Raw genomic sequence first — 21,995 nt, forward strand, 5'->3', positions numbered from 1 at the left:
TATTAAAAATTAAAGAAGATACTAAATAGTGACTTAAAATGTCCTTCCTTTTTCTTTTTCCAATATCGTATCAGTTTCGCTTTTTTCAGCCGCATAAATCTTTCATACACCTTTGCTTTTTTTCTAAATTCACTCGCAGTTTCAGCAGGCTCAGGATGGTCTTTGGGGTCGTAAAGCATAGCGGTGCATAGACAATTTTTTCTATTCTTGCTCATCAGTATGTCGTAGTTGACACAACTTTTGCAACCCGCCCAAAAGTTCTCATCATCCGTGAGCTCAGAATATGTCACCGGCTCATAACCCAGATCGCTGTTAATTTTCATGACGGCCAGACCTGTAGTAAGTCCGAAAATCTTTGCATCAGGATATTTCTTTCTTGATAGTTGAAAGATGCGGCCTTTAATATTTTTTGCAATTCCCGACTTTCTGAATTCGGGGGCAACAATAAGTCCGCTATTGGCAACGAATTTTTCATGGCCCCACGCCTCAATATAACAAAAGCCCACCCATTTGCCCTCTTTTGTAACAGCAATTACAGCTTTCCCTTCTGTTATTTTTTGGGAAATGTATTCAGGGGAGCGTTTTGCAATTCCCGTGCCGCGGGCCTGTGCAGAGGAGGCCATTTCATCTGTAATAGTTGATGCGTAAATGACGTCTGAAGGAATTGCAACACGAACAATTATGTTTGATTGTTCCAATTTGCAGGAAATTTAATTTTTAAAAAAGTAAAGGAGAAGACCGGGGATTTTTTTTCACTGATAGGTGCGATGTAAATCGCAAAGGCCTATCAGCATCCACGTCGTGGAAACAATAAATATACCGTTGCCGGGGAAAAGAAATGATATAAACGATTTTTTTTCAAGGCTCGTTCTATTTTTTAAAATGAGAGGACAAAAATAATGCAATATTTTTTATCGCAAATTTTTTTATTAACAAAGCAAGCCAGAAAAAATCAGCATAAAAGATTCTGTCTTGGTTATTTGCCGTTTTAACCAGCATTTAAAGTTGAATTTTCCGGGTGCTTTTGTTGTAAGGCTTTAACCTAAAGAAATCTTAAAATAAAATCCTGTTCGCTCAAACGGAATGAGCGACTTATTAAATAGTAAAGGATAGCCGCCTTGCCAATATTTAAATTATTCACACAAATTGAATTTGCTTATAAAAGCTGATCGTTTTATATATCGGTGGTGCAATTCCTTCAAGTATCTTTGTTTTATGGCTTATAAAAATTTGCAGGAATTTATTTCAGTTCTGGAAAAGGAAAACCAGTTACACCGGATAAAAGAATATGTAAATCCGATTCTGGAAATCGCGGAAGTTACTGACAGGATCAGTAAAACTGAGGGTGGAGGAAAAGCGCTGCTTTTTGAAAATACCGGTTACGATTTTCCTGTACTTATGAATACTTATGGTAGTGAAAAAAGGATGTGCCTCGCGCTCGGGGTAAAAGATTTGAACGACACAGCAAAAGAAATTGAGAAATTATTCCATTTACTGTCGTCTCCGAAAGAGGGTATCATTGAAAAATTAAAATTGCTGCCAACGCTGAGTCAGTTTGCAAGTTGGATGCCGAAAGTGATTAGTGGGAGAGGAGAATGCCAGCAAATAATTATGCAGGAACCGGATATCACAACGCTTCCTGTGATCACCTGCTGGCCAAAAGACGGTGGCCCTTTTGTAACGCTTCCGGTGATTCATACCAAAGATCCGAACTCATATTCCAGAAATGTGGGAATGTACCGCATGCAAATCTTCGGGCCAAAACTTACCGGAATGCATTGGCATAAACATAAAGTTTCTGCGAAACATTTTAATGAATATAAAAAATTAAAAAAACGTATGCCCGTTGCCGTAGCCTTAGGCGGAGATCCGGTGTATGCCTATGCCGCAACTGCGCCCTTGCCCGAAAACGTGGATGAATATATGCTTGCAGGATTTTTAAGGAAGAAAAAAGTAGAACTGGTAAAATGTATTTCCCAGCCAGATGTTGAAGTTCCGGGCGATGCAGATTTTATTATAGAAGGTTATGTAGATCCGGAAGACGAACTGATATGGGAAGGCCCATTCGGCGATCATACAGGATATTACTCTTTACCGGATTGGTACCCGAGGTTTCACATTACAGCCATTACGCATAAAAAAAATCCTGTCTATCCTGCAACTATCGTAGGCATTCCGCCACAGGAAGATGCATGGCTCGGAAAAGCGACGGAGCGCATTTTCCTCGCGCCCATCAAAATGACCCTGGTTCCTGAAATTCTGGATATGGAAATGCCTGTCGAAGGAGTATTTCATAACCTTGTGATGGCAAAAATTCAAAAAGATTATGCGGGCCAGGCTCAAAAAGTGATGAATGCGATGTGGGGCGCCGGCCAAATGATGTTTAATAAAATCCTGGTAGTTGCCTCCCCTAATCCCTTCAGAGGAGGGGAATTGGAGACTCTGAATCTCAGTGATTATTTGAATGTAGCTAAAGAGGTTTTTGCAAATCTGAACCCTTCCACAGATATTTATTTTTCACAAGGCCCGATGGATGTGCTGGATCATAGTTGTAGCAAAATGGGTTTTGGCGGTAAAATGTGCATTGACGGCACTTTCAAATTTGATGAAGAAAAGGATGAATATTTTTCGAATATGCCTCCCCGTTATGTTGAAAGCTCTTCAGATGAGTTGCAAAATATTTTTCCCGAAATAAAGGCAATAAATTCTTCTTTACTTGAAAAAGAAATTCCCTGTTTAATTATTGCCGTCAAAAAAAATAAAAAAGGCCAGATCAAAAAGTTGCACGAAGCGATTTGTGAATTAAGAATTATTGAAGGGATAAAAATGATTTTGTATGTGGAACATACGGTCGATCCAAATGATTTGCCAGTTGCTTTATGGCGTTTTTGTAACAACCTTGATCCACGCAGAGATAATTTTATAATAAAGAAACCTATCTCGCCGACAGGCAGGCAAATAGCATCAAATTCCTCTGAATATGTGGCGTGTATTGGGTTTGACGGCACGCTTAAAACAAAAGAATTGGATGATTTTTATCGCGACTGGCCAAATATTATTATTGCCGATGATAAAACCATTGCATCGGTTGATGAAAAATGGCCGCGTCTTGACCTTGGCAAATTTATTTCTTCTCCATCTTTGAAATATAAAGACCAAATGTATGGAGAAGAGGCTGTGGCAAATGTTTGAGGTAGCCGAAACAAATCCATAATATCTTTGCAATATGGAAAAAGTAAAGCCGGTCTTTAACAAGCGCATTTTTTGGGATGTTGATTTTGAAAAAATAGATTACGATGCAAAAGCAAATTTTGTGATTGAATGGGTGTTTGAACGCGGTGATGTGCCGGACATTCGTAATTGCCGTCGTTACTATGGAGAAGAAAAAATTGCATAGGCATCGCTAAACTCAAAATTTTTACCGGAAGCAACGATGTAGCTTGCCGTCTCTCAAAATATCAGAATATAAACTTTCTATATTTATTCGTTTACTATTTCTTTGAGCAAAAAAAAGAACCATAAATTAAAAAATTGAATTCTTAATTTATAGTTCCTTAAATATTTGGGTGAATCCTTGCTAAACTTTCTAAACCATCTAAGCCATTCTAAACTTTACTTAAATATCTGTTGCCTCGCCATAAGCCACTGCTGTAGCTTCTTTCACAGCCTCACTAATGGTAGGATGCGGATGAATGGCGTTTAATATTTCGTGTCCTGTGGTTTCTAATTTACGCGCTACCACCATTTCAGCGATGATTTCTGTAACATTATACCCTATAGCATGAGCCCCCAGAAGTTCACCATATTTTGCGTCGTAAATTACTTTTACAAATCCTTCTGTAGCGCCTGCTGCTGTTGCCTTGCCGCTGGCGATGAATGGAAATTTTCCAATCTTTAATTCATAGCCGGCATCTTTAGCGGCTTTTTCAGTAAAGCCGACTGAAGAAATTTCAGGGGTGCAATACGTGCAGCCGGGGATGTTGTTATAGTCTATGGGCTCTGGTTTTTTGCCTGCAAGATGCTCTGCAGCATTGATGCCTTCTTTGGTGGCTTTATGCGCCAGCGCCTGGTGAGGTGTGCAATCACCAATTGCATACAGGCCCGGAATGTTTGTTTGCTGATTGGCATCTACGACAATTTTGCCTTTTTCTGTCTTAACCTTTAATTCTTCCAATCCGATATTTTCAATATTCGCTGCAATTCCGACAGCGCTCAATAAAATATCAGCTTCAATAGTTACCTCTCCGTTTTGGGTTTTTACTTTTGCTTTTACGCCTTCGCCACCAGTATCCACACTTGTCACTTCACTGTTGGTCATCACTGTAATTCCTTGCTTCTTAAAACTTTTCTCCAGCTCTTTTGAAATTTCATCGTCTTCTACAGGAACAGTTTTGGGCAAAAATTCGATAAGAGTTACTTTAGTGCCAATGCTGTTATAAAAATAGGCAAACTCAGTTCCTATTGCCCCCGAACCCACAACAATCATCGATTTGGGTTGCTTCTCCAAACTCATCGCTTTGCGATATTCAATTATTTTTTTACCGTCTAATTTCAGATTTGGTAATTCTCTTGCGCGTGCTCCCGTAGCAATAATTATATTTTTTGCTTCAAGGGTTTGCTTTTTTCCATCTGCAGAAGTGATCTCAAGTTTGGTAGGAGAAACGAGTTTTCCATTTCCCATCACCACATCTATTTTATTTTTTTTCATCAAAAACGCAACTCCTTTGTTCATTTTGTCGGCTACTCCGCGGCTGCGTTTTATAATGTTTTCAAAGTTTGGTTTTGGGTCACTCACCTCTACTCCGTAATCCGCAGAATGATTTGCGTATTCCATCACCTGGGCGCTTTTCAATAAGGCTTTGGTAGGTATACAACCCCAGTTAAGACAAATGCCACCAAGACTTTCGCGTTCTACTATTGCGACCTTTTTTCCAAGTTGTGAAGCTCTGATTGCAGCAGGATAACCGCCGGGGCCACTGCCTAAAACTATTACGTCGTATGCCATCTTATGTTTGAATTTGAGATTTAAAATTGTTTTTACAAACTTTGCAAAATTACTTTAGAATGTGCAAAGCGCAAAAATCGTTACATCTGTCGCTCGCAATGCCAGCTAATTTTGGGATATTTGAACATCAAATTTTAGTGAATTTTTTAGCCTATGAAAATCTTTAAACTCAATACCACAATATTCTTTTTTTTATCAACATTTATCTTAATAATCATCTTAACAGGTTGCAGCGCAACGCGGCGAGGCGCAGTTGCTGAAACTGCAAAATCAGGGGATATTAAAAGCACTGTAAAGATTAAGAAATATGTTGCGCCGCGTGTGGTGAATACAAAAAATGTTTCTCCCGCGGAACTGGTGGATTTTGCAGAAACACTGATTGGAGTGAAGTATAAATATGGCTCGATGATCAAAGAAAATGGATTCGATTGCTCGGGGTTTATCAATTATGTTTTTAATCATTTTAAAATTTACGTTCCCCGCACAACAGTTGATTTTACAAACGCTGGTAAAGAAATTCAGATAAAGAAAAGCAAGCCTGGAGATTTGATATTATTTACCGGAAGTGACGCCGGAAGCGGTATAGTTGGACACATGGGAATTATAGTGGACAATACAAACGGCGACTTAAAATTTATTCATGCATCCAGCAGCAGGGGAGTGATGATTTCGGGAATGAATTCTTATTTTATTCCAAGATTTGTAAAAGTGAACAGGGTGTTTCCTGACACTGCATTTTAACCACAATAAAATTTGCTGTTATTTATTTGTTTACTGCTTTATTGGCTGCTTTTGCTTGTTCATTTTCGCTAATGGTCTTTAAAGTATTGATGCTAAGATTTATTTCGAAGCCGATCAGCACAACCATTGAATTAAGGAAAATCATTATCATAATCACCATTATCGTACCTATAGATCCATACAGAATATTATATCTCCCAAAATTGTTGACGAAAGTCGTAAAGCCGATGGTTACAAGGATAGACAGGAAGGTTGCAATCACCGAGCCGGGTGAAACAAGGTTCCATCGCTTTGTTGTGGATGGTGCGTAACGATAAATGAAAGCAAAAGAATAGAAAATCAACCCGATAATGAACAACCACTTTCCGTATATAATCAGGTTTCTAATGTGGTAATCTGTTACTCCAATCCAGCTTAAGATATTTCGTTGCAATAGCAATAAAATGAGGCAGACCAGTAATAATCCGAAAAGCATTATTGTCAATTTTATAGCTTCCCATCGTGTCTTCAGTCCTTTCATTTTTTCAAAACCTAAATGGTCTTTATTGAATGACCGCATCAGGCCCATCACCGCGCCTGAGGCAAAAAACAAAGAAAGCACAAACGTGAATGACAACATGCCTATTTTGGAACCGTCAATAAAGCTATCTACAAACTCGATTAAATTTTTATTGTAAGTGGCAGATGGAATAATGTCATGAATGAGGCCATGTAACTGAAATTTAAGCGATCGTTTTGAAATGAAAGGCAGGTTTGGCGTCAAGGTAAATAAAAAAAGGCATGAAGTGGGCACCGACATGATGAAGTTGTAAGATATGGCCGATGCCTTTTCTGTGAAAGTGGGAAGATTAAAATCTTTTAATAAGTGCTTCATCACCGCAAAAACAGTCATGCCCTGGAAACCTGCCGGCGACCATTTTTTACTTTTTCTGATAAGAAATTTTATCGGGTGAACAATGAAATATTTCTTCTTTCCCAAAATAGATATTTTATAACTGCCTTCTAAAAATATTTAATTTATTTTTTAGAGCTATTGAGAATCCTGTTTTGATTGTAGCAAACTGTCCAGCGCCTTCTGGTAGGCTCTTGCATATAACTGGTGCTGCTGATAATCAGATGCAAAGTTGGAATATCCTGAAAAATCCGGGCGGGCCACAAAAAAAAGATAGTCGGTTTGCGGAGCGGCCAAAACCGCATCAATAGTTTTTATTGAAGGTGTACAAATTGGCCCCGGAGGCAAACCTGCATTTTGGTATGTATTGTAGGCCGACGCAAACTCCAGATGTTTATGATAAATCCTTTTCAATTCAAAATCGCGCATGGCAAATTTTACGGTAGGATCCGCAGCGAGCCTCATTCCTTTTTTGAGCCTGTTTATATATACACTTGCGATTTTTCCTTTATCTGCCTGCTTGTTTGTTTCTTCTTCAACAATAGAAGCCAGGATATAAACCTGGGCGGGTGAAAGATTTAATTGACTTGCTTTTGCGCGCCTTGTCTCGTTCCAGAATTTTTCGTGTTCATCATATAATTTCTCAAAAATCTTTGCCATGGTTGTGTTCCAATGGTAAGTATAGGTATTTGGAATAACATCCGTAAGAACGGTATTGGAATCAACGCCGAATTCTTTTAGTGTTTGATCGTTGTTCAAAAAATTTATTGCGGATGAGGAGTCAATTTCGAAAATGGTCCCGATCTTTTTTGCCAAATCTTCTTTAGTTCTAAGCTTGGTAATTATTAAATTGACAGGAACCTGTCTGCCAGCGCGAAGCATCTTTACAAGGTGATAAAGGCTCATCCCATTATTTATTTTATACTTCCCTGCTTTTACTTTTTCAGGATAATCTGCATATTTGGAAACCTGGTCAAACCAAAAATCCCGGGAAATCATTTTGTTTTTTAAAAGGCTATCCTTCACATCCTGGTAAGAGCTACCTGTTCTGATATATAAAAATTTTTTTCCGGGATTATGAACAACAGGCCCAAATACTTCCCACCCAAAAAATAATCCAGCGATAAGAACAAGCAGGATTAATAACAAAATAATGTTTCGGCCTTTCATGATAATACGGTTAGTGTTCAATTCATAATTTAGGTTGTTCTAAAAAAACTATCAATAAAAAAACCCTGCCTTGAAAATAAGACAGGGTATACAATATTAATGATATTTTATTTTGCCGGAGTAGGTGCTTGTACCGGAGCTTGCTGGGTCGACGGCATAGGCACAGTGTTGTTATTCTCTTTAGGCGCCATCGGAGTTCCTACCGGTGCTTCCTGTATTAAATTTTCGTTAGAATTAGTAGCGCCTGCCTTCGGAATAAAAAGCGTAGAGGTGATGCATAATACGCCTATAATAATTGAAAAAAGCCAGGTACCTTTTTCTAAAACGTCTGTGGTTTGTTTCACGCCCATTAGCTGGTTGCTGAACCCGCCTAACGATGAAGAAAGGCCGCCACCTTTTGGATTTTGAATAAGCACTATCACTCCTAAGATAATAGAAGCTAAAATGATAAGTGTTACGAAAAGAAATAACATATTAAATACTTTTTATACTTTCGATTTTGGCTGCAAAGTAAGCACTTTTAGAGGGATTAAGCAAACTTAATTTTTGGTACATTTCAACCGCTTTTTCACTTTTTCCCTGCTTTACCAATACTTCCGCCATGGCCTCAGTAAGCACGTTCACGCTCTGGTTTGATGCTTCAGATGAAGTCTGAATCAACTTTTCGATAACTTCATTTTGCTCCGGTAGCTTGCCGGGATGTAATTTCTTCATGGTTTTGAGCCACGCGGTGAAACTTTTAACCTGCTTTCCTAACTGGTCATTGTTTAATGCGTCTTCGCTCAGCTTAATACCCTGCGATGCAAAATAATCCACCGTATGAAGCGGTTCGAAAGAGAGAGGCTCATCATCCGCTGTATCCATTTCCAATTCAGCATTCTGTCCGGAAACCGAAGTATCCTCTTCCTTAGGATTACCAGCATTGTATTCCTCATCTTTTATTTCTTCCGTTACCTCAAAATTGTGCTTTTCAGACTCAGTATTTTCATTGGCCTGTGGCTGTTCATCTGCGGACGGTTCGACAGAGGCCGGAATAGAATCTGTAAAAGCTTCATCGGGTTCGGTATTAAAACCGGTAGTTTGATTTTCGTCATTTTTTTGTTCACCTGGAGAAGCGTCATTTTCCGAATCTAAATCCGAAGTTCCTTCATTTAATAAAGCAAGTTCATTTTCAGGAGTAGGTAATTCTTCTCTAATCTCTTCTTTAGAAAGCTCCTCTTCCTTATCAGTGGCATCTTTATCAGTAGTTATTGTATCATCCAATTCGGTATTTTCTGAAATGAGATCATCGCTCAACATATCAGGTAGGTTTTCGGAACTCACTGCTGTTTCAATTCTTTCGCTTTCCGCATTCAACATTTCTTCATCATTCCTGTCGTTTTCATTGATGCTGTCAGAATTATAAGAAATCGTCACTGGACTTTCAACATCAGATTCAGGTAAGCCTGCATTTGGAATTTTCAAATCTGATAAATTATCAGTGGGTGAAGATTCCGCTACGGGTAAATTAATTTTTAAATCTTTTTCTTCTTTTACTGATAAAAACGCTAATTGAAACTGGAGCCAATACGGATTTTGCAAATAGATTCCTGTTTGTTTAGCAACTTCATCAAATGAGGGATCATTATTCTTTTTTAGATGGCACAATAATAAAACATGCGACAGCGAACTCGCAGGATGTTCTTGTATATTATTTTTCAGATCATCGGGTTCGTCGGAAAACTGAGCGAGAAGCAAGTCTGCATAATTAATGGCTGTATTCATCGGGATTAATTACCAATTGGAAAATATTTTGTTGAAGATTGCGTCTGTTACCGTTTTGATAATCTTATCCATGAGGCTGCTTTCCGCGGCCTGCAAAGTCTGGTTTGCGGGGAAGTCGAAGTTGCTGGTAAGATCAGTCTCAAAACTTTTTGCCGGATCCGGATCCACGGTATTTTTAAAAATCAGGTGGAATGTTACGTTCAGGCGGTTACTTGATGCCTGCTGATTAGACACGCCACTTGTAGTAACGCTATAATCAGAAAGATACCCACTGATATCGTAATTGGCATCATCATTTTTTGTTTCGCGCAATCGTGTCTGGCTGATAATTTTCTGGCGAACTTTTTCCGTTAGCTGTGGCGCAATTGATGGATTAACGTACCTGGCCTTGTTTTCAAATAAATTAACACGAAAAGTGGTGATATCTGCAGGAATCGGTGAGGTATCTTTAAAAGAATATTTACAGGTTGCAAAGCTGAAAGTCATCATTATAAAGCTGAGCAATACGAAAATTTTTATACCTGATTTGCTTTTGTGCATCATTAAGTTATTACCGTTGTCGATTAATTCATTATCGGAGGTAAGCAATTGTTTTATTGTTGAATTGTTCTATAGTAATTTAATAATTCAATAATCCAATAGTTAAAATCACTCATTAATATTATACTCCTTCAGTTTTCTGTAAAGCGTTCTTTCGCTGATGCCTAAATCACTTGCTGCATCTCTTCTTTTGCCCCTGTGTTTTTTTAATGCTTTGATAATAAGATCTTTTTCCGCATCTACAATGCTAAGAGACTCTTCTACTTCCTGGTGTTGCGAAATACCATTATTGCCGGCGTTATTGTTTCGCAATACCATAGGCTGAACCGACGAAATTGCCGCAGCGCCCGGCTCGCCGCGAAAATCGCCAAGCATGGGTTGTTCGTTTTTGAAACGGGGCTCAATCACAGAAGATGGATTTTGCAACACATCAAAAAACATCCGTTTAAGTTCGGTTACATCTTTCTTTACGTCAAAAAACAATTTGTATAAAATTTCTCTCTCGTTCGCAAATTCCTTTTGGCTGCCTCCTTCGTGGTGAGTAGATAGCACGGGCAACCTATTATAATTTGTGTCCGGTAAAAAATGAAGCAGTTCTTCTGAATCTACTAATTTGTCTTTCGATAAAACTGAAACCTGTTCGGCAATATTTTTTAGTTCACGAATATTTCCCGGCCATGGATAATTAATAAGAATTTCGCGCGCAGCATCGCTCAACTGAACAGGAGGCGATTTATATTTTTCGGCAAAATCAACGGCAAATTTCCTGAATAATAATGGGATGTCTTCCCGGCGGTCGCGCAAAGCCGGAACCCTTATTGGAACAGTGTTCAATCGATAATATAAATCTTCCCTGAACCTGCCGGTATGAGTATATTCTAAAAGATCTTTGTTGGTGGCCGCTATCACCCTTACGTCCGTTTTCTGTACTTTAGATGAGCCTACGCGAATATATTCTCCCGCTTCAAGAACACGAAGCAGCCGGGCCTGGGTTCCCAACGGCAGCTCCCCGATTTCATCAAGAAAAATAGTGCCGCTGTTCACCGTTTCAAAATATCCTTTTCGTGAATCTACCGCACCGGTAAATGAGCCCTTTTCATGGCCGAAAAGTTCTGAATCAATTGTTCCTTCCGGTATAGCGCCGCAGTTTACGGCAATAAAGGGATTGTGTTTCCGCGCAGAAAGTGAATGAATGATATGTGAAAAAACTTCTTTGCCGACGCCACTTTCGCCATTTATCAAAACACTCAAATCGGTGTTGGCCACTTGTATCGCTACATCAAGCGCATACACTAAACCCGGAGAATTCCCAATAATTCCAAACCTGTTTTTTATTGCCTGCTGATCCATTAGTTTTTTAAATAATTTTGAAGTTCTTCCTTTAAAATATCCAGATTATTTTGAGTTATCTTCCAAATAGTAGCATCATCAATCAGGTCATAATCATGAACGAGAATATGTCGTAATCCAATGATCTTTTTTTGGTCAGTCACTTGAATGGCCTTATTCAATTTCGTTAATTTCCACAAGCCTTCTCCTATAATAGCCAACCGGCGTTCAATAGCATCGATCAGCATAAAGTTAGATTCATACTCCGAAAAAGATTTTATTCCTGTTAAATGAGAATTAATCATATCAATTGAATCTAAAATGTCTCCAATATATTTGAAGGCTTCAGGATTCATAAATTTTTATTTTTTCCTCATTAACTCTATCAAGAAAATATTTGTTTTTTATTTTTTCTTCTGCAACTAAATCGATTTTTTTTCCAGTAATTTCTTCAAGATCAAACATCAGGTCAAAATAGTCGTAACCTGAAATCGGTAAACCATTTTCATTTTTTTTAAATTTAAAAATAAAGTCAAGGTCACTTTCAACGGTATGATTTTTTTGAGTACTTCCTGATCCAAAAAGATACAAAGATTGAAGCTGCATTTTGCGACAAATTTTTTTTATTCCTTCAATATTGTTTTTTACTTCTTTTACCATGTTAATTGATCTTCTTTTATTTTCCCAATCAAAGTCCCTGCTGTACAGCTTTCCACGAAAACATCCACGTAATCTCCTTTTTTATAATTCCCGGTTTTGGGAAATACCGTCATTTTATTGTGATCGCTTCTTCCTGCCCACTGCTGATCGCTTTTTTTGGAGTCGCCTTCTATTAAAACTTTGAAAATTTTCCCCACATCTTTTTGCATGCTTTTAAGCGAATGAACGCGGTGCAAATCCACAATTTCCTGCAGCCTTCTTTTTTTTACCTCCAGTGGAACATCGTCTTTAAATCTCCTCTCAGCCAATGTGCCCGGCCGCTCAGAATAAAAGTACATATATGCCAAGTCATATTCGCAGTATTCAAAAAGGCTTAAGGTTTCTTTATGATCTTCTTCTGTTTCTCCGCAAAATCCCGTGATTGAATCTGTAGATAATCCACAACCGGGAAGGATTTCCCTGATACGGTTTACTTTCGAAATATACCATTCACGGGTATAGGTTCTGTTCATCATTTGCAAAATCCGTGTGCTGCCGCTTTGAACAGGCAGATGAATGTATTTACAAATGTTGTCGTATTTCCTCATAGTGAATAATACCTCATCTGTAATATCTTTCGGATGAGAAGTAGAAAATCTCACGCGTAGCAGCGGAGAAATTTGCGCCACTTTTTCCAACAAATTGGCAAATGAAACTACCGAATTATCAGCAGAACTTACCCATTGATAGCTGTCTACATTTTGTCCTAATAAAGTCACTTCGCGATAGCCATCATTAAATAAATCTGTACATTCTTTTATCACAGAATCCGCATCACGACTGCGTTCTCTGCCGCGCGTAAAAGGAACCACGCAAAAAGAACACATGTTGTTGCAGCCACGCATGATGCTTACAAAAGCGGTAACTCCATTGCTGTTCAATCTTATCGGGGAAATGTCGCCATAGGTTTCTTCGCGACTCAATAAAACGTTTACCCCTTTTTGCCCGCTTTCTGCTTCATCAATCAGTGCCGGCAACGAGCGATAGGCATCGGGGCCAACAACGATATCCACCAGTTTTTCTTCTTCTAAAAATTTTGATTTCAATCTTTCTGCCATGCAGCCCAAAACACCCACCAATAAGCCCGGATTGTCTTTTTTCATTTTCCTGAATTCGGTCAATCTTCTTCTGACAGTCGCTTCGGCTTTTTCGCGGATAGAGCAGGTGTTGATGAAAATCATGTCTGCCTCTTCAAACTGTGGCGTAATTCCAAAGCCTTTTTCCTGCAAAATGGACGCAACCACCTCGCTGTCGGCAAAGTTCATCGCGCAGCCATAACTTTCTATATAGAATTTTTTTGTAAAAGGGTTATTGACAATATGTTTTGGCGCAAAAGCTTCTCCCTGCCTGCTTTCGTCGTGCTTTTTATCAAGAGTTAATTCGAACATTTCAATTTAAATTTCTAGGGCGGCAAAGATAACAAATTAAAAAATTGCGACACTATGGCAGAGCTAAGAAAAACGCCGGAATATAGTAAAGCAACAAGTGAGGCGATTTTTTATTTACTTTTTAATACTCGCCAATTAAACAACCCGAAACGTTCCACGCACTGAAGCTGGTGCCTTCGCTTTTGCCCAATGGAATCGCGATTTTAAAAGTGTGCCTTCCGGGTTTTATATTTAAAGGAATGTACACGGGGTTGGTGGTAGTTCCGGGGCACCAGTTGGAACGGCTGAGATCAGAGGATGAAATGCCGTCACTAAAATTACCGGAGGAAGGATTCAACATCCTGTAAGTTCCACAATCCGTGCGCCACGGAATAAAACTGAAAACCCGTTGCCCGTCTACAAATATTTCGTTCAGCTTTTGGTTAAATTCATCACCGTTGCCCCAGCCGCCATGACCGGTGGCAATATATCTCAAGCTCAACTTTTTTAATCCTTCAGGAATATCTACAGAAACTGTAAGAGAATCATTGTCAAACATGGTTCCATAATTCTGTCCAGCCATTTCTAAAATATTGGTCGTATTAAAAACCGGCTCGATCCAAACTTCGTTTTTAGCGGTATCTTCTCTTTGCTGATGATATTCCAAATCGAGGTTTACTATATGGCCGCCTTTGTCGTAATTGCCAATAAAAACGCCAACCCAAACATCTCCTTCAAATGCCGGTAACAAATCCGTTATGTCCTGTTTGTAATCAGCAGAATCCGCCCAGTTGTATCCTTTGATTTTCGAGCGCTCATTAAAATACCTGACTCCGAAAGGCGTGAAAAAGCGCATCAGTTCCAGCGGCGGAAGATAATTTTCTGTTTGGACTACACCCTGGTATTCCTTGCCCTGTTTGTCTTTATATAACGGTAAGGCATGTACGTTTTTTAATCCATCTAAAAAAGAAATTGACCTGTTTGTCGGGATGATAAAAACACTGCCGGTCCGGTCGTATGCATCGCCATTGGAATATTCTGAAAGATGCGCAAACACAATGTTGTTCCTTTTTTCCGGTAATTTCATTTTTTTCAAAACCAGCGTTCCGCCGGCATAACGATACGTTACATTTTCTTTACCTTCCGTTGGATTTACAATAGAATCCGTAAAATTGATTTGTTGATGAGAAAAAATTGGTATCGTCGTAAAACGATTGTCAATTTCCTTGCGGCGATAAGTTGCTTCATCCACCATTTCACCTAAATCTTTTGGTAAGGCCGCAAGCGAATCATTTACATTCTGCAACTGCACTTTTGTGGCGTAAGTTTCAAAGTTGCCATTGCGCACGGTTTTTAAAATCAATCCCAGGTTTGGCGCCACGCTAAGACTTGGGCTTCCTTTAAGGGGAAGCTGGTTGGTAAACCAAATTTCGATAGTGTTTGAGCGGATAATCACTTTTGCTTTTTTGCAAACATATCCAAGTATATGAGCCGTGTCTGCCAGAACGGTTGCTTTTTCATAAGATGAAAAAGGCGTTTTCACAGCCACGCGCTTGCCGTTCCTCTGAGTAAGAATCTGATAAGTTGCTTTTTTATTAAAATCAAAATACTGACCTTCTACTTGTTCCGGATTTTCTCCACGAACCAGGCGGGCAATATGGTTTTTAAAAAATAATTGTAGTGGCGGTGCTTTTATTTCTTTTCCATTGCTGCGGAAAGAATAAGAAACCACTCCTTCATGAATTGAATTGGGGTTTTTCTCATTTTGCGCAACGGCGGTAAATTGAATGAACAGTGAAGCAACAAAAAGAAGAGATTTATATTTTGCAGGCATATATAATTATTTTGGTGAAATAAAGCAAATCAAAACAATTGGCAAAATAAGGAAGTGGAGAAGCGAATTCTCCTTATTCTAACAAATATGTATATTCTTACTGGAACTCCTTTGTAAAAGCGGGCAGATAAATATTCTGCTTCGTCATAAACCGCTCCAAACGAACTAATAAGATGATTTTCCATTTTCACCTCCTCCAAACTTTTCTCTTAAAAGCCTTTCTAATCTTTCGCTTAAAGATGCTACAGTTTCTCCTGGAACAGCCGATAAATCAGTTATTGCTTCGGAAAAAATATCCATTGCAACCTCATACCTGCTGAATTGTTTCATTAAGATTTTTTTGTCTCCCGTTTCCCAATAATATCCTTCGTCTGAGAGCGTAAATTCTTTTAAATATTTTTTAGAAAGGTGTTTCAAAAAATCAATAATAGCAATGTGCGCTTCCATTCCTGCAAACTGAGTTTTAGTACTTGCTGTAAATAGTAAATCTTTATCCAACTGCACATTGTCATAAATATCTTTACACATTATATTAAAGGGTGAAAGCATTCTTCCTTCAGGATTAAAAGTTAGAAAAACAGGCTCACTTTTTTCCGGAGCAAAAGAAACACCTTTGATATTTTTATCATTAAAAGAATGAGTTGTCCAGCCAAGTGTCTTTGCGACATCCGATACTTCTTCAATTAAAGAATCAAGCATCTCTTTTTTGAGAATATAACCGGAATAATGAATTGACAAGCCCATAAGAATTTAATTTCAATAAAAGATTGTAACTAAGAAGCTGTTTTTACATGTAAATAGATGCTAAAGTTAATAAGTATCAATAAGCCTTATTTAATCTTAGAAAATATTACAATCGCAGGTATTAAAAATGTTTATAAAAATCAAACACACATTGGTTCATACTTATGTTGATGCGATTTTTATTCAATTTCAATTTTGTGTAAATTGTGAGAAATATAAACCGGCATGTCGACCATAGAATTGAGAAATACAATCATCGATAAAATAAAAAAAATTGATGATGAAGATTTATTAAACGAAGTAAACCGTTTGATTGAAATAGAAACATCAGATATTGAAATCTACAAATTTAGCGATGAGCAAAAGGCAGCGATCGAAGAAGCCGAAGATCAAATTAACAGAGGAGAATTTCTAACTGATGAAGAAGCTACAAAAGATATTGAGGAATGGCTGAAAAAGTAGGTTGGTCTTTAAGGGCACAGAACGATCGAAAAAAAATCTTCAGTTACTGGAATAAGAGAAATAAATCGAATAATTACAGTATACGCTTAAATAGGTTATTTATAGAAGCGACAAAAGCTATTTCTGATTATCCAAAAATTGGAAAAATAACTGAAAGAGAAAATATTAGAATTAAGATCGTTCGAGACTACCTAATTGTTTATAAAGAATTGGAAAATAAAATTGAAGTTTTGACCATATTTAGCAGCCACCAAAATCCTGCAAAATTGAAATTTTAATTCATGTTTCATCTTCTTATAAAAAAACTTGCTTACGGTGTCCTTGTTTTATTTGGTGTAGTGGTGGTTGTGTTCCTGGTTTTCCAGGCTTTTGGCGATCCTGCACGGATGGTGCTTGGCCAAAGTGGCGATAAACAAACCATGGATAATATCCGTAAAGAACTACACCTCGACCAGCCTAAATGGAAACAGTTTGTACTTTACGTGAATGATATTTCACCGTTGAGCATTTATACAAAAGAAGAGATAGATGAAAAAAATCTGCGGGGATTTTTTGTGGGCGGAGATAAAAAGATAGGAATTAAAATCCCTTATCTCCGGCGTAGCTATCAAACAAAGAAGCAAGTGACCGACGTGTTAATGGAAGCGTTGCCCGGCACAATTATGCTGGCATGTGCGGCCATGTTTCTAGCAATTATTGCCGGCATATTTTTGGGTATCATTGCCGCAGTGAAGCAAAATACGTGGATGGATACTTCCTCCGTTTTCGCAAGCGTAATTGGTATTTCTGCTCCATCTTTTTTTATGGCAATTGTGATTGCCTATCTGTTTGGGCTGGTGCTTCATGACTATACAGGTTTATCGCTGACGGGAAGCTGGTTTAATATCGATTCTGTTACCGGGCAAAAATACCTGACGTTGCAAAATCTTATTCTTCCTGCGCTTACGCTGGGAATTCGCCCTCTCTCAATCATCACGCAGCTTACGAGGAGTTCGATGCTTGATACGCTTAACCAGGATTATATCCGGACGGCTTATGCAAAAGGATTGAGCAAAAGAGACGTGATAGTACATCATGCGCTAAGAAATGCCATCAACCCGGTGTTGACAGCCATCACAGGCTGGTTTGCTGAATTGCTTGCAGGCGCTTTCTTTGTTGAATATATTTTTGGCTGGAAAGGAATTGGTAAGGTAACCGTAGATGCTTTAGAGAAATTAGACTATCCTGTGGTGATGGGATCGGTGCTTCTTGCTGCTACTATTTTTGTGCTCATGAATATTTTTGCAGACCTGCTTTATGGAATTATCGATCCCCGGGTGAAGATGAAATGAGGGCTTTTAATTTTTAATCTTTTAATTAAATCAAAGGCATGCAAGAGTTGACTGAAAACTTTATTGTTTACAGTGAATCATATTCGTTGGTCAGACTAAAATTTTCTTTTGTTTACGCCACTTCCAGGTTAGTAGTGCTTTTTTGAGACTGGTAAATCTGGACGTATTCAGGTGAATGTTGCATTAGATAGTCATGAGTTCCTTTGGCAATCAATTCGCCTTCCATAATCACGATTATCTGGTCATAATCTTTTACAGGGTCAATTTTTTGAGTAACCGATAACAGCGTGATTCCCTTATAATTTTGTTTTACGTTTTCAGAAATCCTTGCTTCGGTTAAAGCATCCACCCGTGCGGTAAAATCATCCAGCAATAATATTTTTGGATTAATGGCAAGCGCGCGGGCGAGCATTATGCGTTGCTTCTGTCCGCCCGACAAACTTGATCCACGCTCAGAAACAATCGTATCCAATCCGTCCGGGAGAGATTTTATAAATTCGTCCAGTTCAGCAGTTTCAATAGCTTTTTGAAGGTCGTTAGGATTTACGTCAGAATTAAATGCAATGTTTTCGCGAAGGCTTAAATTAAAAATGATGCTATCCTGGAATACAAGGCCCACCTGGCTCAGAAGGCTGTCTCTCTTGTATTCACTAATATCGATGCCATCATAAAATATATTTCCTTCCGTGGGTTTAATCAGGGTGGTCAAAAGATTGAATACCTGAGATTTTCCCGCGGCTGTAGGCCCTATGATAGCCGTCCTGGTGCCACCTTTCACTGAAAAAGTTATATTTTTTAACGCCGGATTTTCTCCATAATAAACACTGATTCCTTCCAGCATAATATTTCCCTCTAATTGTTTGTTTACTGTTCCTTTATCAACAAAATCAGGCGTTTCAAGGGTATGCACAATTCTTTGGTATGAAGCTGTGGCCCTTGCAATTACATTGCTCATAAATCCAATCATTATTATTGGAAAAATAAGAATGGCGATATAACTGTTAAAAGCTGCGAATTCGCCAAGTGTCATGCTTCCGGAAATTACAAAATGGCCACCTAATGCCAATACTGTAAGTCTTGCAAGGTTCGAGGTAAGAACAATTATGGGTATTAGCGTGGCAAATAAGCGAAGAATGGACATTCCGAGGTTTTTAGCCTCTGAATTTGCGTCCATAAATTTATTGTACTCTGTGAATTGCGCATTTAATACACGGATTAAAGCAGCTCCTAAAATACTTTCGTTAATTACTTTATTAAGCCAGTCGATTACCTCCTGCGTTTTTCTGAAAAGCGTTTTTACTTTTTTGAAAACGATAAAAAAAGTAGTGGCAATAATTGGGATAATCAACAGCACTATCAACCCCAGCTTCAAATTGATATTCAGCAATAAAATACTGGCGCCAATGATAAGAACCACTGATGAAACGATAGACACTATAGCCTGTGAAACAAACATTTTTATGGCGTCTACATCTGATGTCAGATTCGTCAGAAGTTTTCCGGGCGTAGCATCCTGTATATAGGCATAATCCTGTTCTGAAATTTTCAAGGCAAGTTTTTTCCTCATATCGCGCGCCACCTTTTCGGAAGCAAAAGTTTGAATAATGCTTTGGAGATAAGTGAATATAAAAATTAAAATGGCTGCTGCAGAAAACCAGGTAATTATTTTTGCCATATCCAATTGGCCTTTCGAAAAATCATCTATTCCAAACTGGATAATTTTCGGTATCAGCAAATTAAGCCCATTGCTTAAAAAAGCAAAAAGCAATAGCAACGTAATCATCCCTGAATACGGTTTCAGGATTTTGAATATGCCTGGTTTTTTTTCTTTTGATTTTTTTCGTTTAAGATTCATCTGGCTTTGATTAGAGAAAATATTTCTCTGTACTAAATTGTCGTGAGCAAAAGTAACCTGAATTATTTTTTCTGAAATATCACTTTTCGGTGAATGGCAATTTTTAGGCGGTAAAGGTTAATGTGAAAATGTGCAAATATGAAAATTCGAAAATGTGAAAATTCAATAATTTAAATAATCCAATAATTAAATAATTCAATAATGGAATAATTTAACAATACAACCATCCAACCATCCAAAAAAAAAATTACAAAAGCGTTCCTGTCAGTGTCCACAGGGCTACATTGAAAAAAATGATTAATCCGGTTACATCCACCAGCGTGGCTACAAACGGAGCAGAGGAAGAAGCCGGGTCGGCGCCTAACCTTTTTAACAACAAAGGAAGCATGCTGCCGATAAGAGACGACCATAGAACCACACCTACGAGTGAAAAGCAAACGGTTAATCCAATTAGAACCCAGTAAGGCCCGTAATTGTAAGAGGTAATGATATGGTGATTCATCAGGAAACTCCAGATAGCTATTCTGCAAAATCCTACTATGCCAAGAATGATGCCGAGCATCAGGCCGGACATTATTTCGCGGCGCATTACGCGCCACCAGTCTCTCAGGCTAACTTCGCCCAATGCCATTGCCTGGATGATTAAGGTGGAGGCCTGCGTGCCACTGTTGCCGCCCGTGCTTATGATTAGGGGGATAAAATTGGTCAGGATAATTACCTGCGCCATCTCATCATTAAAAAATGCCATGGCTGTGGCAGTAAGCATTTCTCCCAAAAAAAGAATCACAAGCCAACCCACTCTCTTTTTAACCAGGGTAAAGATGGGCGTCTCAAGGTAAGGCGTATCCAGCGCCTGCGCACCACCTATCTTTTGAATATCTTCACTGAATTCTTCATTGGTAACCCAAAGAACGTCGTCGATAGTTACGATGCCAAGTAGCACATTATTGTCGTCAACAACAGGAAGGGCTACACGATTATTCATTTTAAAAACTTCGTTAGCCGTTTCCTGGTCATCGTTTACATTTAATTCTATGAAGCGGCCATCCATCATCTCGCTCACCTTTGTGTCAGGCGAAGCGAGAATGAATTCGCGTATGCGGAGGTCGTCTAATAATTCTCCATGCTTGTCTATTACATAGATTACATCAATGGTTTCAGTATTTTTTCCAACCCCCCGAATAATATCCAAAACTTCAGCTACTGTGTTGTCTTCATACACGTACACATAATCCGGTGTCATCAAACGTCCGACACTGTTTTCAGGATACCCCAGGAGCGAAAGCGTTATTTTCCTTTCTTCCGGAACAAGCGTTTTTACCAATTCGCGCACCACTTCATTGGGCAGGTCTTCAAAAAATGAGGTTCTGTCGTCAGGCTCCATTTTGTTGAGCAATTCAGCGCTTTTGGTGGGCGGCAAATTTTTTATGATTCTCTTTTGGGTGGGATGGTCAAGGATTTTGAAAACGCCTGTAGCCCGGTGCATGGAAAGGCTCATGAAAATATCTATTTCCCTGTCTTCATTTTCATCTATCAATTCAGCAACATCACTGATGTTTTGTTCATTCAAAAATTCACTAAGCGCTTCCTTGTCTCCCGTATTTAAAACATCTTCGAATTGCTCCTGAACCAGCATTTCCTCTTCAGTCATGAGAATCGGTTTAAGGAATGAGGGCGCAAAATTAATTTATTTTTATCTTTAGAAAAAGTGTTAAATCCGGCACGTACAGCATCAACATTGATTTTTAGTTTAAAATAAAATTCTTATTAATATATTGCTTTACTGTAATTTTCAAAAAATCAATATCAGAATGGTAAAGAATTATTTGCACGTAAAAAAAACCAGCAAAAGAGGAAGAGGAGTTTTTACAAAAGAGGAAATTAAGGCAAGGACGGTGGTAGAGCATTCACCCGTAATTGTGATGAATGCCGAAGACCGCGCTATGATTGAAAAAACATTGCTTAATAATTATATTTTCGCATGGGGCCCCAAAGAAAAAGAATGTTGCCTCGCCCTCGGCCTGGTATCGCTTTACAATCATAGCTATTCCAGTAATTGTGAGTATATCATGGATTTTGATAAAAATACAATTCAAATAAAAGCCGTTAGAAAAATAAAAGCAGGTGAAGAGCTTACCATAAATTATAACGGCGACTGGAACAATCAAAAAGAAATTTGGTTTGAGGTGAGTTAATTAGCTAATTAGCCAATGTGCTGATGTGCTGATTAGTCAATGCGGAAATGGCTAAATATTTTAATAA

Annotated in this window: 22 protein-coding genes; 7 read left to right on the forward strand and 15 right to left on the reverse strand. The window is 38.5% G+C overall.

Annotated features, from left to right (window positions below; translation table 11 throughout):
• Nucleotides 1-2: 2 nt before the first annotated feature.
• On the reverse strand, nt 3-698 hold the full coding sequence (locus EFY79_RS01675) for a GNAT family N-acetyltransferase (protein WP_123118928.1): 696 nt from the start codon (nt 696-698) through the stop codon (nt 3-5).
• A 517-nt stretch (nt 699-1,215) separates the two neighbouring features.
• Between EFY79_RS01675 and EFY79_RS01680 the strand changes: the two genes are divergently transcribed.
• Nucleotides 1,216-3,192 (forward strand): menaquinone biosynthesis decarboxylase, encoded by a 1,977-nt coding sequence (locus tag EFY79_RS01680; RefSeq protein ID WP_123118929.1) that lies wholly within the window; start codon nt 1,216-1,218, stop codon nt 3,190-3,192.
• 34 nt (nt 3,193-3,226) lie between these two features.
• On the forward strand, nt 3,227-3,397 hold the full coding sequence (locus tag EFY79_RS21335; RefSeq protein ID WP_158605117.1) for a DUF6922 domain-containing protein: 171 nt from the start codon (nt 3,227-3,229) through the stop codon (nt 3,395-3,397).
• A gap of 219 nt (nt 3,398-3,616) precedes the next feature.
• On the opposite strand, the gene lpdA is transcribed toward EFY79_RS21335, so the two are convergent.
• A complete protein-coding gene (lpdA, locus tag EFY79_RS01685; protein ID WP_123118930.1) occupies nt 3,617-5,005 on the reverse strand; it encodes a dihydrolipoyl dehydrogenase in 1,389 nt (462 codons plus the stop codon).
• A 153-nt stretch (nt 5,006-5,158) separates the two neighbouring features.
• Here lpdA and EFY79_RS01690 point away from each other — a divergent pair, with 153 nt between their 5' ends.
• The gene (locus EFY79_RS01690) at nt 5,159-5,746 is read left to right on the forward strand and encodes a C40 family peptidase (RefSeq protein WP_123118931.1); all 588 of its coding nucleotides are present in this window, start codon (nt 5,159-5,161) and stop codon (nt 5,744-5,746) included.
• A gap of 22 nt (nt 5,747-5,768) precedes the next feature.
• Here the strand turns inward: EFY79_RS01690 and EFY79_RS01695 are convergent, their stop codons facing one another.
• From EFY79_RS01695 to EFY79_RS01745, 11 genes are all read right to left on the reverse strand, one after another.
• Nucleotides 5,769-6,725, reverse strand: coding sequence for a YihY/virulence factor BrkB family protein (locus EFY79_RS01695; protein WP_123118932.1), 957 nt, complete (start codon nt 6,723-6,725; stop codon nt 5,769-5,771).
• 51 nt (nt 6,726-6,776) lie between these two features.
• Nucleotides 6,777-7,808: an endolytic transglycosylase MltG gene (mltG, locus tag EFY79_RS01700; RefSeq protein WP_123118933.1), complete on the reverse strand. Its 1,032-nt coding sequence runs from the start codon at nt 7,806-7,808 to the stop codon at nt 6,777-6,779.
• A gap of 107 nt (nt 7,809-7,915) precedes the next feature.
• Nucleotides 7,916-8,281: a preprotein translocase subunit SecG gene (secG, locus tag EFY79_RS01705; RefSeq protein WP_123118934.1), complete on the reverse strand. Its 366-nt coding sequence runs from the start codon at nt 8,279-8,281 to the stop codon at nt 7,916-7,918.
• A 1-nt stretch (nt 8,282) separates the two neighbouring features.
• A complete protein-coding gene (locus tag EFY79_RS01710) occupies nt 8,283-9,572 on the reverse strand; it encodes a hypothetical protein (protein WP_123118935.1) in 1,290 nt (429 codons plus the stop codon).
• A gap of 9 nt (nt 9,573-9,581) precedes the next feature.
• On the reverse strand, nt 9,582-10,076 hold the full coding sequence (gene lptE, locus EFY79_RS01715; RefSeq protein WP_233577899.1) for an LPS assembly lipoprotein LptE: 495 nt from the start codon (nt 10,074-10,076) through the stop codon (nt 9,582-9,584).
• Nucleotides 10,077-10,220: 144 nt separating this feature from the next.
• Nucleotides 10,221-11,462: a sigma-54 interaction domain-containing protein gene (locus EFY79_RS01720; protein ID WP_123118936.1), complete on the reverse strand. Its 1,242-nt coding sequence runs from the start codon at nt 11,460-11,462 to the stop codon at nt 10,221-10,223.
• A complete protein-coding gene (locus EFY79_RS01725) occupies nt 11,462-11,797 on the reverse strand; it encodes a HepT-like ribonuclease domain-containing protein (protein ID WP_123118937.1) in 336 nt (111 codons plus the stop codon). Before EFY79_RS01725 ends, EFY79_RS01720 begins: the two co-directional genes overlap by 1 nt.
• On the reverse strand, nt 11,787-12,101 hold the full coding sequence (locus EFY79_RS01730; protein ID WP_123118938.1) for a nucleotidyltransferase family protein: 315 nt from the start codon (nt 12,099-12,101) through the stop codon (nt 11,787-11,789). Before EFY79_RS01730 ends, EFY79_RS01725 begins: the two co-directional genes overlap by 11 nt.
• The gene (miaB, locus tag EFY79_RS01735; RefSeq protein ID WP_123118939.1) at nt 12,095-13,528 is read right to left on the reverse strand and encodes a tRNA (N6-isopentenyl adenosine(37)-C2)-methylthiotransferase MiaB; all 1,434 of its coding nucleotides are present in this window, start codon (nt 13,526-13,528) and stop codon (nt 12,095-12,097) included. Before miaB ends, EFY79_RS01730 begins: the two co-directional genes overlap by 7 nt.
• Nucleotides 13,529-13,649: 121 nt before the next feature.
• Nucleotides 13,650-15,341, reverse strand: a complete 1,692-nt coding sequence (locus tag EFY79_RS01740) for a PNGase F N-terminal domain-containing protein (RefSeq protein WP_123118940.1) — start codon at nt 15,339-15,341, stop codon at nt 13,650-13,652.
• 165 nt (nt 15,342-15,506) lie between these two features.
• Nucleotides 15,507-16,085, reverse strand: coding sequence for a hypothetical protein (locus EFY79_RS01745; RefSeq protein WP_123118941.1), 579 nt, complete (start codon nt 16,083-16,085; stop codon nt 15,507-15,509).
• 225 nt (nt 16,086-16,310) lie between these two features.
• Between EFY79_RS01745 and EFY79_RS01750 the strand changes: the two genes are divergently transcribed.
• From EFY79_RS01750 to EFY79_RS01760, 3 genes are read left to right on the forward strand one after another with little or no spacing between them, the layout of a single operon-like run.
• A complete protein-coding gene (locus EFY79_RS01750; protein WP_123118942.1) occupies nt 16,311-16,547 on the forward strand; it encodes a hypothetical protein in 237 nt (78 codons plus the stop codon).
• Complete coding sequence (locus EFY79_RS01755; RefSeq protein ID WP_123118943.1) at nt 16,532-16,825, forward strand: type II toxin-antitoxin system RelE/ParE family toxin; 294 nt, start codon at nt 16,532-16,534, stop codon at nt 16,823-16,825. The genes EFY79_RS01750 and EFY79_RS01755 overlap by 16 nt, the downstream gene beginning before the upstream one ends.
• A gap of 3 nt (nt 16,826-16,828) precedes the next feature.
• A complete protein-coding gene (locus EFY79_RS01760) occupies nt 16,829-17,878 on the forward strand; it encodes an ABC transporter permease (RefSeq protein WP_123118944.1) in 1,050 nt (349 codons plus the stop codon).
• Nucleotides 17,879-17,990: 112 nt separating this feature from the next.
• Here the strand turns inward: EFY79_RS01760 and EFY79_RS01765 are convergent, their stop codons facing one another.
• Nucleotides 17,991-19,733, reverse strand: coding sequence for an ABC transporter ATP-binding protein (locus EFY79_RS01765; RefSeq protein WP_123118945.1), 1,743 nt, complete (start codon nt 19,731-19,733; stop codon nt 17,991-17,993).
• A 247-nt stretch (nt 19,734-19,980) separates the two neighbouring features.
• The gene (gene mgtE / locus EFY79_RS01770; RefSeq protein WP_123118946.1) at nt 19,981-21,384 is read right to left on the reverse strand and encodes a magnesium transporter; all 1,404 of its coding nucleotides are present in this window, start codon (nt 21,382-21,384) and stop codon (nt 19,981-19,983) included.
• A gap of 160 nt (nt 21,385-21,544) precedes the next feature.
• Between mgtE and EFY79_RS01775 the strand changes: the two genes are divergently transcribed.
• Nucleotides 21,545-21,928 carry an SET domain-containing protein gene (locus tag EFY79_RS01775; protein WP_123118947.1) on the forward strand — a complete coding sequence of 128 codons (384 nt, stop codon included), beginning with the start codon at nt 21,545-21,547 and terminating at the stop codon, nt 21,926-21,928.
• The last annotated feature ends 67 nt before the right edge of the window (nt 21,929-21,995 follow it).

Source organism: Hanamia caeni (genome assembly GCF_003721595.1).
GTDB classification, from domain to species: domain Bacteria; phylum Bacteroidota; class Bacteroidia; order Chitinophagales; family Chitinophagaceae; genus Ginsengibacter; species Ginsengibacter caeni.

Bases quoted from the DNA above. Each gene is read 5' to 3' on its own strand.
- EFY79_RS01680 (WP_123118929.1), top strand. From the start codon at position 1,216: ATGGCTTATAAAAATTTGCAGGAATTTATTTCAGTTCTGGAAAAGGAA.
- EFY79_RS21335 (WP_158605117.1), top strand. From the start codon at position 3,227: ATGGAAAAAGTAAAGCCGGTCTTTAACAAGCGCATTTTTTGGGATGTT.
- lpdA (WP_123118930.1), bottom strand. From the start codon at position 5,005: ATGGCATACGACGTAATAGTTTTAGGCAGTGGCCCCGGCGGTTATCCT.
- EFY79_RS01690 (WP_123118931.1), top strand. From the start codon at position 5,159: ATGAAAATCTTTAAACTCAATACCACAATATTCTTTTTTTTATCAACA.
- mltG (WP_123118933.1), bottom strand. From the start codon at position 7,808: ATGAAAGGCCGAAACATTATTTTGTTATTAATCCTGCTTGTTCTTATC.
- secG (WP_123118934.1), bottom strand. From the start codon at position 8,281: ATGTTATTTCTTTTCGTAACACTTATCATTTTAGCTTCTATTATCTTA.
- EFY79_RS01710 (WP_123118935.1), bottom strand. From the start codon at position 9,572: ATGAATACAGCCATTAATTATGCAGACTTGCTTCTCGCTCAGTTTTCC.
- EFY79_RS01720 (WP_123118936.1), bottom strand. From the start codon at position 11,462: ATGGATCAGCAGGCAATAAAAAACAGGTTTGGAATTATTGGGAATTCT.
- EFY79_RS01725 (WP_123118937.1), bottom strand. From the start codon at position 11,797: ATGAATCCTGAAGCCTTCAAATATATTGGAGACATTTTAGATTCAATT.
- EFY79_RS01730 (WP_123118938.1), bottom strand. From the start codon at position 12,101: ATGGTAAAAGAAGTAAAAAACAATATTGAAGGAATAAAAAAAATTTGT.
- miaB (WP_123118939.1), bottom strand. From the start codon at position 13,528: ATGTTCGAATTAACTCTTGATAAAAAGCACGACGAAAGCAGGCAGGGA.
- EFY79_RS01740 (WP_123118940.1), bottom strand. From the start codon at position 15,341: ATGCCTGCAAAATATAAATCTCTTCTTTTTGTTGCTTCACTGTTCATT.
- EFY79_RS01745 (WP_123118941.1), bottom strand. From the start codon at position 16,085: ATGGGCTTGTCAATTCATTATTCCGGTTATATTCTCAAAAAAGAGATG.
- EFY79_RS01750 (WP_123118942.1), top strand. From the start codon at position 16,311: ATGTCGACCATAGAATTGAGAAATACAATCATCGATAAAATAAAAAAA.
- EFY79_RS01755 (WP_123118943.1), top strand. From the start codon at position 16,532: ATGGCTGAAAAAGTAGGTTGGTCTTTAAGGGCACAGAACGATCGAAAA.
- EFY79_RS01760 (WP_123118944.1), top strand. From the start codon at position 16,829: ATGTTTCATCTTCTTATAAAAAAACTTGCTTACGGTGTCCTTGTTTTA.
- EFY79_RS01765 (WP_123118945.1), bottom strand. From the start codon at position 19,733: ATGAATCTTAAACGAAAAAAATCAAAAGAAAAAAAACCAGGCATATTC.
- mgtE (WP_123118946.1), bottom strand. From the start codon at position 21,384: ATGACTGAAGAGGAAATGCTGGTTCAGGAGCAATTCGAAGATGTTTTA.
- EFY79_RS01775 (WP_123118947.1), top strand. From the start codon at position 21,545: ATGGTAAAGAATTATTTGCACGTAAAAAAAACCAGCAAAAGAGGAAGA.